Origin of the sequence: Balneatrix alpica DSM 16621, assembly GCF_000619885.1 — a bacterium.
GTDB classification, from domain to species: domain Bacteria; phylum Pseudomonadota; class Gammaproteobacteria; order Pseudomonadales; family Balneatricaceae; genus Balneatrix; species Balneatrix alpica.
In genome coordinates this window covers 88631-101501 of sequence record NZ_KK211040.1, presented here as the reverse complement: position 1 = coordinate 101501, position 12871 = coordinate 88631, and the positions used below count along the sequence as shown (strand labels likewise).

Sequence of the window (12871 nt, the reverse complement as noted above, 5' to 3'; positions counted from 1 at the left end):
TGCGGGCGATTGTTATTGTGGGCACTGATGCCGACCGCTGTGTCACAACCCGTGACGGCCTTTGTCAAAAGTGCGCTTTTGTTATTGCGCTCAAGCATGATGTAAAGAAGATGCTGGAGCAATCAAAAGTCGGTTTAAATACGTAAAGAAGTCCTTACAAAGCAAGCGATTACCGGCATAACGTCAACATTCAGGGCGTTTTCGGCGGCAAAGTGCTGCGCTGGCTTTATTTTCTCACCGGAGCGGGTGAAGCCGGTGAGAGGCTCTTGTGAGATATAATGGCGCTGCTTTTTTCATATCTCAAACAAGGGTAGGTGGGTGCAACAAGCACAAGTAACGGGATTAGTACTCAGTCGCCACGCTTATGATGAGGGGGAGCGGCTGCAGCTGCGTTACTGGTTATGGACCCCTGCAGGCCCCCATGCCTGGCAGGTAGCGGATCAAGAAGCGGTCTTTTTTATTCCTGCTGCGCAACGCCAGCAAGCTGAGCAAGTATTGGCGGGATTATCGCACTGGCGCCTGCAAACCCTGGCTTTGCAAGACTTTGAGCGCCAGCCGGTAGTGGGTTGTTACTGCGCTAACCTGAGCAGTTTTTATCGTTGCCGTGAGCGTTTGCAGGAGGCGGGGGTGCGCCTGATGGAAGAGGATATCCGCCCCCAGGAGCGTTATCTGATGGAGCGGGGAATTCGTGCCGGGGTGCAGTTGCAAGCCATCTCCACTGCTTCCGCGGGCTCCCCCGCTTATCGTGCTCGGCCAAGCAGAGTGACGCCAAAGTTGCGATGGTTGTCGCTCGATATCGAAACCTCTATGGATGCTCGTAAGCTCTACTGCATCGGCCTGCTGATGGAAGATAAGCAAGAGGTGCTGATGCTGGGGCAAGGTCAGGATCAAACCTTGCCTGGCGGAGGGCGGCTGTGTTGGTATGCCGATCGACGTAGCCTGCTGCTGGCTTTTGAGCAACGCCTGGTCAGCTGGGATCCGGATGTGATTCTGGGGTGGAACCTGGTTGGGTTTGACTTGCAGGTGCTGGCACGCCACTACCAGGAAGAAAAACTGCCCCTGCAATGGGGACGTGGTGGTGAGCTTGCCAGCATACGTCAGTCCCGCTCGACTCAGCATGTGTTTGTCGATTGGCCAGGGCGGGTCGCCTTAGATGGTATTGATACCCTCAAAAATGCCACCTGGCAGTTTGAAAGTTACGCCCTTAATGCGGTGGCCAAGGAGCTGTTGGGGCGAGAAAAGCTGATTGAAGATCCTGATCAGCGTGGCGAGGAGATCAGCCGCCTCTATCGTCAGGAACCCCAGGCGCTGGCGGCCTACAACCTGGAGGACTGTCGTCTGGTGGCGGATATTTTCGCCAAGGCGGCGTTGCTCGACTATTTATTAGCCAGGGCGGAGCTGACAGGGCTTAGTCTCGATAGGGTGGGGGGCTCAGCGGCGGCCTTTGATAACCTTTATTTGCCCGCTCTACACCGCAAGGGTTATGTTGCACCAGTCTATGCCTCAGGCGAGGCCGCGGTGGATAGCCCCGGCGGCTTTGTGATGAATTCCCGCCCCGGACTATATGAGCATGTGCTGGTACTGGATTTTAAAAGTCTGTACCCCAGCATTATCCGCAGCTTTCTGATTGACCCCTATGCGCTGGTCGAGGGGCTTAGTGGGCAGCATCCAGAGCAAGAGCTGGTGGAGGGGTTCAACCAAGCTCGCTTTTGGCGCCAGCAACCTATCCTGCCGGAAATCGTTACCCGCTGTCATCAGGCCAGGGAAGAGGCGAAAAGAGCTGGTAAAAAGGTGCTGTCGACGGCGATTAAAATCATCATGAATTCTTTTTATGGTGTCTTAGGCTCACCTCTGTGCCGTTTCTTCGATCGACGCCTGTCCTCTTCTATTACTCTGCGTGGCCATCAGATTCTGCAGCAGAGCAAAGAGTGGATTGAGGCACAGGGTTATGGAGTGATCTATGGTGATACGGATTCCCTGTTTGTCTGGCTCAAAGGGCAATATGACGAAGAGCAGGCCTGTAATCTGGGGCAGGCTCTGGCGCAAGCACTGAACCAGTGGTGGGAGCAGCATTTGGCCCAGCAATATGGCCTGGAAAGCTATTTGGAAATTGAGTTTGAAACCCACTACAGCCGTTTTTTTATGCCGACTATTCGGGGCTCTGCTGAGGGTAGCAAAAAGCGCTATGCAGGCTTGGTTTGGCGTCAGGGCGAACCGCAGTTGATTGTGAAGGGGCTGGAGTCAGTGCGTACCGACTGGACGCCTTTTGCCCGTCAGTTACAGCGGGAGCTGTATCTACGCATTTTTCTCGATCAGCCCTACAGCGAATGGCTGCGCGAGCGCATTGCCGAGTTGCGGGCAGGGCGGTGGGATGAGGCGCTGGTGTTTCGAAAACGTTTGCGGCGTCCGTTGGCCAGTTACCAGCGTCAGGTGCCGCCCCACGTGCAGGCAGCGCGTAAGCTGGAGACATGGCGTTTAGCGCAGGGGCTTACCCCGCGTTATCAACGTGGTAGCCATGTGGAATATGTACTGACGCTGCAGGGAGCAGAGCCTCTGGGTCATACCAGTGCCCCCCTGGACTATGAGCTTTATATCCAACGTCAGGTCAAGCCGATGGTGGATGCCATTTTACAGATGTTGGGTAGTAGCTTTGAGCAGGAAGTCGCCAGCCAGCTGTCGTTATTCGACTGATCAGTGTGCCTGAATCCCTTTCATATAAGGCTGCAAGGGATCGACTTCACCGCATTGGCGGTCTATGTTTATCCGATTCCTATCCATCGATCAGAGCACTGTGCAGAAAAGCATCAGGGGTAACCATGGATGAGCCCATTATTCGCTTCTGGAGTTACTACGAGGGCGATGATTCCCTCTTGCATCTCGTCTTGGCTGGGCGCAAGCGAGCTTTGGTATCCCGTCTATACAACCAGCGCCCGGGGTCTTTTGATCCGCATCAGGCGCAACTCGGGCAGATATTGCTGGCGCAGGATAGCCAGGGGCGGCCTCGCGCACGGCTGCAGGTGACCGATCGTTATGAGTTAACCTTTGCGACCATTCCAGAAAAACTGTGGCGGGCGGAAGCCTGCCGCGATGCTGAACATTTACGGGTAATTTTGCGTCATAGTTGGCCAGATGACTTCCTTAGCCCGGATTTTCCGTTACTGGCCATGCACTTTGAGCTGGTGGAAGTGCTGCCGTTGGCTAATGCCAACGCAGGTCACTAACCAGCTGCGTCAGGAGTCCTTATGCAAATCGTCGATTTTCCTTTGCTGCAAGCCAGCCTTAACAGCAATAAGGTGGTGAGTAGCTATCACTATGGTCAGCCTGGTAGTGGCTTAAAAGTCTATATTCAGGCTGGTTTACACGCCGATGAGCATCCGGGGATGCTGGTGGCCCATTATTTACGCTTAGCGCTACAGCAAGAGGAGGCGGCTGGTAATCTGCAGGGTGAAGTCATCCTGGTGCCCTTGGCGAATCCGCTGGGCTTGGATCAGAAAATACTGGGCTATCTGCTGGGGCGTTTCGAGCAGGGCAGTGGGCAAAACTTTAACCGCTATTACACCGACTTGGCGGCTTTGGTGGCCGGGCGGGTTGAGTCGAAGCTCGGCAAGGATGCAGAGGCCAATGTTGTCTTGATTCGGGCAGCGATGCTGGAAGCGCTGGCTGAGCTGCAGCCGGAGAATGAACTGGACTCCCTGCGCTTGCGCTTACAGAGCCTGGCCTGTGATGCCGATATTCTGCTGGATTTGCACTGTGATTTAGAGGCAGCACTGCATCTTTATATCCATAGTGAGCAAATCAAACAGGGGCATGAGTTGGCTCAACATCTGGGCTGTGAGGTAACTCTGTATGCTGAAGCGGGTAATGGACAGCCCTTCGATGAGGCTCATTCTGGCCCCTGGGCTAATCTGGCCACTCGTTTTCCCAAGGCTGCGATCCCGATGGCCTGCTTTGCCGCCACGGTAGAGCTGCGGGGGCAGACGGATGTCAGCTCGGGGCAGGCCAAAGCTGATGCGGAGGCCATTCTGAATTATTTGCGTGCCAAGGGAGTGTTGAAGGGGCAGCCGGAAGCGGCCAGTAAGGTGCGTGAGCCGAAACCCTTAGCTGCGGTAGAAGTGACAAAGGCCCCCAGTGCGGGATTGGTGGATTTTCTGGTGCAGCCAGGGCAGTGGGTAAGTCCAGGGCAGCCGCTATTGCGTGTTATTAACCCGTTAGGGGGGGCGGAGACGGAGCTGTGTTCCTCTATAGAAGGGATTGTCTATGCCCGTAACCGCCAGCGTTATGCCCATACTGGCATGGAGCTCATGTTTGTTTCTGGGGAGGAGCCCATTCGCTCTGGGCATTTACTGTCTCCCTGAGCGAGCTGCCTGGCTGTCATCGTCAGGGATAAACCGCAGGTTATTTCATTGTGGAGTTCTATGATGAGGCAGTTCACCGGTTACATATCAGCGGTAAAAAAAGAGGCCACCCTAAGGGTGGCCAATGCGACATATAAGATTCCGGTACAACAACCGAAGGTGCGGGGAAACTCACTTCCGTAATCAACCTATGGGGCTGTCATCGGCAGAACACAAGGTGTTGTATGAGTTGGTTGCAAATTTTAGTCGATATAGCGCCTCTGACCTGGGCAGGGCTAGGTAGCGCGGCTTTAGCTGGGGGCATTATTGGCCTGGAGCGGCAAATATTAGGGAAGCCTGCCGGGATTCGTACCAGCATGCTGATCTGTGTGGGAACCTATGTTTTTATTGCAGTGTCGTTGTCACTTTCCACTGGGGCGACGGATCCGACCCGTATTGTGGGGCAGGTGATTACCGGTATTGGCTTTCTTGGTGCTGGGGTAATGATTGCCCGGGATGGCATGATTCACGGGGTGACTTCGGCAGCGGTGATCTGGATGCTGGCGGCCATCGGAGTGGCGATAGGGGTGCAGGATCATATCCTGGGAATTAAGCTGGCGGTGTTAACAGTGCTTGGGCTGGTCATCATTGATGTGGTGGAGAAGCGTATCCCAGCACTGCAAAAAGGGGTGCATCGTAACGGCTATCAGGCACGGGCCGAAGGTGGTGTCCCTCCAGCGGGAATGGCGGAACGGCGCAAGAGTCACGAGTAGCTCTGGTAGGGGGCAGCAAAAAAAGCCCGCCTGATCTTGCGATACAGACGGGTGAGAGAGAAGGAAAGCGGCCACAGAGTACAGGCCGTTTTTTTGTTGGCCGAAGTGGGCTCGGCTGAACTTGTCGCTCGGTTAAGGCAGGCTAGTTACTGGCTGCCTTAGGCTGCATGGCCACGGGCGTAGAGCTTCTCCAGCAGTTCGCCGGCCTCCTGGCGTCGCCAGCTCTGGCCTTGGTCGTTGAACAGATGGGCCTGGGCCGGAGTAAAGCCGAGGATGACGGAATCCCCCTGCATAGTCAGGCTTTCACCGTGGGTCTTGGCGATGATTTCCTGGCCGTTTGGCAACTCGACATAGAGGTAGCTGGCCTCGCCCAAACGCTCCACCAGATTGACTTTGCCCGTCAGGCTGGGACCTTGGCTGGGTTGTTCCTGTAAATGCTCCGGGCGAATGCCAAGGGTGACTTTGTCCCCTGCTTTCGCTTCTGTACCTGCGACCGGCAGACTCACTTCCAGACCGATATCCAGGCGCACCCGCACCTGCTTGGCTTCGGCGGCCACCACCTGTCCTGGTAGGAAGTTCATGTTCGGCGAACCGATAAAACCCGCGACGAAGAGGTTGGCCGGGTGCTGGTAGAGCTCCAGCGGGCTACCCACTTGCTCGACCCGGCCATTATTCATCACGACAATTTTGTCTCCCAGGGTCATGGCTTCCACCTGATCATGGGTAACGTAAATAATGGTGGCGTTTAGCTCCTGGTGTAGCTTGCCGATTTCGACCCGGGTTTGTACCCGCAGTGCGGCATCCAGGTTGGAGAGGGGTTCATCAAACAGGAAGACGTTAGGATCACGGACGATGGCGCGACCAATGGCTACCCGTTGGCGCTGGCCACCGGACAGTTCCCGTGGCAGACGATCCAGCAGGTGATCGATTTGCAGGATGCGGGCAGCTTCTTCCACCTTGGTACGAATGGCCTGTTTGTCTTTACCGGCAATCTTGAGGCCGAAGGCCATGTTCTTATAAACATTCATGTGCGGATAGAGCGCATAGGATTGAAACACCATGGCGATACCGCGTTGCGCCGGGTTGAGCTCATTCATGCGTTTGTTATCGATCAGCAGTTCACCATCGCTGATTTCCTCCAGCCCGGCGATCATCCGCAACAAGGTGGATTTGCCGCAGCCGGATTGCCCGACCAGCACCACGAACTCACCGTCTTTAATATCCAGATCAATGCCGTGCAGGATGTTGACGGCGCCGTAGCTCTTTTTCAGATTCTTTAAGGTTAAGTCAGCCATATCAGGTTCCTCATAAAACGGGGTAGATGCTTATTTGACGGCGCCGGCGGTGAGGCCGCGAATCAACTGGCGTGAGAACACCAGGTAAAGCACCAATACCGGAACAATGGCGAGGGTGAGGGCCGCCAGTACCGAGTTCCAGTCGGTAATGAACTGGCCAATAAACTGCTGGACCCCAAGGGTAATAGTTTGGGTTTCGTTGCCCGGAGCCAGAATCAGTGGGAACCAGAGGTCATTCCAGATCGGGATCATGGTAAAGACCGCTACGGTGGCCATCGCTGGGCGAATCAACGGCAGGATGATACTGAAGAAAATGCGGTATTCGCTGACGTTATCGCAACGCGCCGCCTCCTTCAGCTCCTTGGGCACCATGCGGATAAACTCCGACAGGATATACACCGCCAGGGGTAAGCCTTGGGCGATATAGACCAGCACCAGTGCCGTCAGGGTGTTAACCAGGTTCAGATCGACCATCAGGCGCAGAATGCTCACGGTACCCAGGCGGATCGGAATCATAATGCCCATGGCAAAGAGCACGGCGATCAGCAGCCCACCCCGGAACTTATATTCCGTTAACGCCCAGGCAGCCATGGCCCCAAACAGCAACACAAAGAACAGCGATAGCACGGTCACAATCAGGCTGTTAGCAAAGTACAGCTCGAAGTCGGAGCGCAGTAACACCTGCTCAAAGCCCGCAAAGTTAAGATTAGTCAGGCTAGGTAAGCCCAGCGGATCGTTGAAGATAGCCTTACGTTCTTTGAAGGCGTTAAGCAAAATCACCAGGATCGGAAACAAGGCGATCAGGGTGTAGGTGAGCAGCACCGCATGCACGCTCAGGGTTTTCAACCAGTTTTGGCGATTCACGGGCGGCTCCTTACATCTGGAAGCGCTGAATGCGACGCTGAATGAAGAACAGATAAATCATCACGCCAACCAAAATAATCAGGAACATCAGGGTCGCTACCGCGGCACCCATCGTGGGGCTGCCAGGTTGCAGCTGGAAGCCAAAGAAGGTGCGGTAGAACAGGGTGCCCATGATGTCAGTGGAGAAGTTCGGCCCAGCCAAGGCGCCTTTCACCGCGTAAATCAATTCAAAGGCGTTGAAGTTGGCGACAAAGGTCAGGATCGACACCATGCTAATGGTGGGCAGTATCAAGGGCAGCTTGATGTGCCAGAAGGTTTTCCAGGGCGAGCAACCATCCACCACGCTGGCATCCACCAGTTCATCGGGAATGTTCAGCAGTGCGGCATAGATCAGCATCATCGGGATGCCGACAAACTGCCATACCGAGATCAGCGACAGGGTGATCAGGGCGCTGCCCTCTTTACCCAGCCAGGCATCAAAGTACTGGCCCAGGCCAAGGGAGTAGAGGAAGTCTTCACTGATACCCCACACCGGGTTCAGCAGCAGCTGCCAGACAAAGCCGATGATCACCACCGATAACATGGTGGGCATAAAGATCAGGGTGCGATAGGTGTTGCTGAACCTAAGTTTGGGCAGGCTCAGCAAGGCGGCCAGGGCCAGGCCAACCGGGTTTTGCACCAGCATATGGATGATAAAGAACTGGAAGTTATTACCCAGGGCATTCCAGAAGGGTTCAGACCAGACCGCATCAAAGAGTAGCGTCTTGAAGTTCTGTAAACCGACGAAAAACTCCTTGCCGCTGGCATCTTCACTAAAGAGCGCCAAAAACAGGGTGTCGAGCAGAGGGTAGACGCTAATCATTAAATAAATCAGCAGGCCAGGGGCCAGAAAAACCACGATATGCCAGGGAAAAGGACGAGTGCTTGGCGTTGTATTCATATCTTTCTCTCGATCACGGTGGTGCGGAGGGAGCGCTCAGAGCACTCCCTCCAGCGACTTACTTACCCTGTTGCGGGGCGTACCACTGCTCGAGTCCTTTCTGCAACTCTGCGGTTGCTTGAGCGGGAGTCATAGTGCCGTTGATGACCTGGGCGCTGACGTTCCACAACTGGTTTTCCAGGTTCGGGGTCCCGCGGGACAGAATCTGGTAAGAGTTACGGATAGTCGACTTACACTGATGGCGCCAGCTCACGAACTCGCGTGCGACGGGATCTTCCACCACAATTTTGTGGTTTGACAGGGAGAAGAAACCAGGCAGCTCGTTGGTGTATAGCTGAGCAAATTGCTCGGTAGTCATCCACTCCAGGAACGTACGGGCTGCTTCCTGGTTGGGGCTCTTGGCGTTGATGCCCATGCCGATATCGGTGTGGTCACTGATGTAGCAAGTGTCCTGACCCGCCGGTGTGGGAGGGGGGAAGGCGCCGAAAATGAAGTCAGCCTGGGCGCGGAATGTGGGGATGTCCCAGGAGCCAGCAGGGTAGATGGCGCCACGGCCCAAGCTAAACAGGTTTTGTGAATCGGCGTACTTTTGGGCTTCAAAACCGCGACCCAGGTAGTCTTTCCACTTGGCCAGATGCTCAAAGGTTTTGACTTGGGCTTCATCGGTCAGCTTGGCAGAGCCATCCAGCAGGGCTTTACGACCTTCTTCGCCTTTCCAGTAGTTGGGGCCAACGTTTTGGTAACCCATGGTGGCGGCTTCCCACTGATCAGCGGTACCCATTACCAGCGGTGTGTAGCGGCTTTCATTTTTGATGGTTTCCAGCACCTTGAAGAACTCTTCTTCTGTCTTGGGCGGCTGCAGGTTCAGCTCATCAAAAATCTGGGTGTTGTACATAAAGCCGTGAATAACCGAGGCCATTGGCAAGCAGAAAACATCTTGGCCGTCATCGGTGACCCAGGCGCTCTTGGCAACATCGGAGAAATTCTCCAGGCCTGGCAGATCGTTCAGTTTGGCCAGATTACCTTTTTGGTACAGGCCTAAAGACAGGTCAAACGGGCGGCAGGTAATGAGGTCGCCTGCAGTACCACCATCCAAGCGTGCCTGCAAAGCAGAGTTGTAATCAGCGGGAGGGGTGGGGTTAAAGCTGACATCAATCTCAGGGTGCGCCTTTTTGAAGGCGGGCAGAATGACATCGTTCCAGATCACCGCATCGTCACTGCGCCAGCTTTCAATCACTAGCTTTTGTGCGGCTAGAGCAGGGTTTGCCAGCAGGGTGGTGGCGAGGGCCAGGGCGCCGCCAAGGCGGGCCGGGGTATTGAGGTACGGCATTGTTATTGTACTCCTGGTTTATTGCCCACGATGGAAAGGTCGAGTAGACCAGATTCACACAAGTGCGGGGTTAATATAAAACCAATTTGACACCTTTAACAAGAGTTTTGCTTGATTGTTGGGCAGAAGAATGATTTTGGTTTGTTTTTTAGCGGGTGTGTGTAGAGGGTGGCCAGGCTAAATCTGTGCTTTGGTATCTTAATGGTATTGTTATCCTGGTTGACTTGCAGTAGCCTGTTTACCCATTAGCCAGGCAGGGGGGCGCAAGCTCTACTGACTTGACGCTTATATATATTGGGAGTGTGTTATGCAGGTAGTCATCGTGGCGGATGCTGAGGCCGCTGCCCGCACCAGTGCGGCAATCTTGATTGAACAAGTCAGCAATAAACCAGATTCTGTATTGGGGTTGGCAACTGGTAGCACCCCTTTAGCGGTGTATGCGCAGTTGGTGGCAGCCTACCGCCGGGGGGCGGTGTCCTTTGCCAAGGTCAGCACCTTTAACTTGGATGAATACCTGGGGTTGAATGCTGAGCACCCGCAGAGTTATCACTACTACATGCACGAGCATCTGTTTGCACACCTCGATATTCCCGCGCAGAATAGCCACCTCCCGCAGGGTTGGGGGGATCCGTGGCAGGCTGCAGCTGATTATGAAAATGCTATCCAAGCTGCCGGTGGCATTGATCTGCAGTTGCTCGGCATTGGTCGTAATGGCCACATAGGCTTTAACGAGCCAGGCTCCAGCTTGGCCTCTCGTACCCGGATTAAGGCGCTGACGCCGGCGACGCTGGAGGATAACCAACGTTTCTTTGCTGCTGGCGAGTTTCAGCCAACGCTGTCGATCACCATGGGCATTGGCACCATTTTAGAAGCACGCAAAATATTGCTGTTGGCTACCGGTGCAGCGAAAGCCGAAGCGGTGGCCGCGATGGTAGAGGGACCTGTGAGTGCGGCTTGCCCGGCATCCGCCTTACAATTGCATCCCCAGACAATTTTGGTCGTCGATGAGGCTGCCGCGGTTGGCTTGCAATACGTTGACTACTATCGCCAGGCTCAGCGTGAACAAGAGCGCCTGCTGGCACAGCGTGGCCAGTACGCTCAGCCATAGGTTGTACGGTTAGATAGGTCGCGTCAGTATCGTCAGCGCGCACGAATCGAGCGCAAGCATCGATAGCCAGAATAGATCGCCAGAATAGATCGCCAGAATAGATCACTAGAATAGAGAGTTGAGTAATGACAGAACCCTTACTGCTGGGTGTGGATGGTGGTGGCACCTCATGCCGCGCCCGCCTGTATTCCTTAGAAGGAAAGGTACTGGGTGAAGGTAAGGCCGGCAGTGGTAACCCGCGGGTGGGGCTGGAGATCGCCTATGCCAATATCCTGGCGGCGACCCGGCAAGCTTTGCAGCAAGCTCAGTTACCGGAATCGGTATTAGCTCACACCTACGCAGGTTTAGGCTTAGCCGGGGCTGCTCAAGCCCATGAGCAGCAGTTGGTGCTGAATTATCCTCATCCGTTTCGCGCCGTTAAGCTGTTGACCGATGCGCATATCGCCTGTCTGGGGGCTTTTGCTGGTGGTGATGGTTCCATTTTGATTATCGGCACTGGCTCCTGTGGGCTGGTGGCGAAGCAAGGGCAGTTTGAGCTGAAGGGCGGGTGGGGGTTTCCCATCTCTGACCAGGGTAGTGGCGCCTGGCTGGGGCTGCGATTGCTACGGGCAGCGTTATTGGCCCATGAGGGCATGGCAGAGGTGTCAGCCTTGACTGAGCAGGTGATGCAAGGTTTTGAGCATAATCCAGAGCAGTTAGTGGCGTGGCTGAATGAGGCCAAGCCTAAAGACTATGCCGCCTTTGCGCCGATGGTGTTGCAATACGCCGAACAGCAGGACCCGATTGCCCGGCAACTATTACAGCGCCAGGCGCGGGAAATTGATATCCATATTGCCGCCCTGATTGCAGCGGGATCCCAGCATTGTGCTTTGATGGGCGGCTTGGCTGAGCCGATGCTGCCCTGGCTAAGTGAGGCGAGTCGCGCGGTGTTGGTGGCACCCCAGCAGGATGCGCTCTATGGCGCGATGCTGCTGGCCCGTCAAGCTTGGCAGGAGGAAGGCCAATGAGCCAGTCATGGCAAGCTTATCAAGGCGCGCGCATTTTTGATGGGCAGCGTTGGTGGGAAGGGCATAGCCTGGTGATCTCTGCTAATCAGGTGCAGAGCATTGTGGCCGATGAGGCACTGCCTGCAGGTGTGCGCCGTCATCAACTCAGCGGTGGTTTATTAGTGCCAGGGTTGATTGATGTACATGTTAATGGTGGTGGTGGGGTGCTCTTTAACGATCACCCAGAGGCGGCAGCGCTAGGTAAAATTGTTGAGGCGCATCGTCCCTATGGCACCACGGCGATGATGCCCACCCTGATTACCGATCTCGACCCTGTGATGGAACAGGCAATTGCTGCCGTTGCCCAGGCTACCGCTGAGGGCATGCCTGGGGTGCTGGGATTGCACCTGGAAGGGCCTTATCTCAATAGTGCACGTAAGGGTGTACATGATGAGCAGCGCATTCGCCCCATGCCGGCGCAGATGTTGGAGCCTATTTGCCAACTGGCGGGGCAGACTAAGGTGATGCTGACCCTGGCGCCTGAGTGTGTGCCAATGGCCTGGATCAGCCAACTGGCGGCGGCTGGGGTCAGAGTGTGTGCCGGCCACAGTGCGGCTAGCTATGCGCAAATGCAACAGGCATTTACTGCGGGTGTTGTGGGGGTGACCCACCTGTTTAATGCCATGAGTCCCTTGCAAAGCCGCGAACCGGGTGTGGTAGGGGCGGCACTTGAGGATGAGCAGAGCTGGTGTGGTTTGATTGTTGATGGTCTGCATGTGCATCCGGCAACGATGCGTGTGGCGCTGCGTGCCAAACCCCAGGGCAAGGTTATGCTGGTCACCGATGCGGTGCATACCGTGGGGGCTGTAGGAGAAGACTTTAACCTGATGGGTAAGGCGATTAAGCGCATCAATGGCAAAGTGGCCACCCTGGATGGCGTACTTGCTGGTTCCGACCTGAATATGATTCAGGGGGTACGTAACTGTGTGGAGATGCTGCAGCTCGATTTGGCTGAAGCCTTGCGGATGGGGGCGCTCTATCCAGCTCAGTTTCTTGGTTTAACGGAGTATGGTTGGTTGGGGCAGGGTAGCCGGGCTGACTTTCTGTGGTTGTCCGACGCCTTGCAGGTGCAGGCTAGTTGGATAGGGGGGGAAGCGGAGTATTACCGCTAAACCGGCAACACTTAGGGTTTATATACTGCAACAGAGGCCTTTGGGCCTCTGTTGCGTTTTGCAGTGCCC

11 protein-coding genes are annotated in these 12871 nt (G+C 55.2%); 7 read left to right on the top strand and 4 right to left on the bottom strand.

Annotated features, from left to right (window positions below; genetic code table 11):
- The first annotated feature begins 318 nt into the window (after positions 1-318).
- From Q334_RS0113225 to Q334_RS19140, 4 genes are all read left to right on the top strand, one after another.
- Entirely contained in the window at positions 319-2691 is a 2373-nt protein-coding gene (locus Q334_RS0113225; RefSeq protein WP_027313626.1) for a DNA polymerase II, read from the top strand.
- Positions 2692-2816: 125 nt separating this feature from the next.
- On the top strand, positions 2817-3221 hold the full coding sequence (locus tag Q334_RS0113220) for an ASCH domain-containing protein (protein WP_027313625.1): 405 nt from the start codon (positions 2817-2819) through the stop codon (positions 3219-3221).
- 21 nt (positions 3222-3242) lie between these two features.
- Positions 3243-4355, top strand: a complete 1113-nt coding sequence (locus Q334_RS0113215; RefSeq protein WP_027313624.1) for a succinylglutamate desuccinylase/aspartoacylase family protein — start codon at positions 3243-3245, stop codon at positions 4353-4355.
- Between the two features lie 224 nt (positions 4356-4579).
- Positions 4580-5107, top strand: coding sequence for an MgtC/SapB family protein (locus Q334_RS19140; RefSeq protein ID WP_051527795.1), 528 nt, complete (start codon positions 4580-4582; stop codon positions 5105-5107).
- Between the two features lie 158 nt (positions 5108-5265).
- On the opposite strand, the gene Q334_RS0113205 is transcribed toward Q334_RS19140, so the two are convergent.
- From Q334_RS0113205 to Q334_RS0113190, 4 genes are read right to left on the bottom strand one after another with little or no spacing between them, the layout of a single operon-like run.
- The gene (locus Q334_RS0113205; protein ID WP_027313623.1) at positions 5266-6402 is read right to left on the bottom strand and encodes an ABC transporter ATP-binding protein; all 1137 of its coding nucleotides are present in this window, start codon (positions 6400-6402) and stop codon (positions 5266-5268) included.
- 30 nt (positions 6403-6432) lie between these two features.
- Positions 6433-7266, bottom strand: a complete 834-nt coding sequence (locus tag Q334_RS0113200; RefSeq protein ID WP_027313622.1) for a carbohydrate ABC transporter permease — start codon at positions 7264-7266, stop codon at positions 6433-6435.
- A 10-nt stretch (positions 7267-7276) separates the two neighbouring features.
- On the bottom strand, positions 7277-8206 hold the full coding sequence (locus Q334_RS0113195) for a carbohydrate ABC transporter permease (protein WP_027313621.1): 930 nt from the start codon (positions 8204-8206) through the stop codon (positions 7277-7279).
- A 58-nt stretch (positions 8207-8264) separates the two neighbouring features.
- Complete coding sequence (locus Q334_RS0113190; protein WP_027313620.1) at positions 8265-9536, bottom strand: ABC transporter substrate-binding protein; 1272 nt, start codon at positions 9534-9536, stop codon at positions 8265-8267.
- Positions 9537-9843: 307 nt separating this feature from the next.
- On the opposite strand from Q334_RS0113190, the gene nagB reads away from it, so the two are divergent.
- The 3 genes from nagB (at position 9844) to nagA (ending at position 12802) form a co-directional block, all read left to right on the top strand.
- Positions 9844-10644, top strand: coding sequence for a glucosamine-6-phosphate deaminase (nagB, locus tag Q334_RS0113185; protein WP_027313619.1), 801 nt, complete (start codon positions 9844-9846; stop codon positions 10642-10644).
- 125 nt (positions 10645-10769) lie between these two features.
- Positions 10770-11651 (top strand): BadF/BadG/BcrA/BcrD ATPase family protein, encoded by an 882-nt coding sequence (locus Q334_RS0113180; RefSeq protein ID WP_027313618.1) that lies wholly within the window; start codon positions 10770-10772, stop codon positions 11649-11651.
- Positions 11648-12802 (top strand): N-acetylglucosamine-6-phosphate deacetylase, encoded by a 1155-nt coding sequence (gene nagA, locus Q334_RS0113175; protein WP_027313617.1) that lies wholly within the window; start codon positions 11648-11650, stop codon positions 12800-12802. Before Q334_RS0113180 ends, nagA begins: the two co-directional genes overlap by 4 nt.
- The last annotated feature ends 69 nt before the right edge of the window (positions 12803-12871 follow it).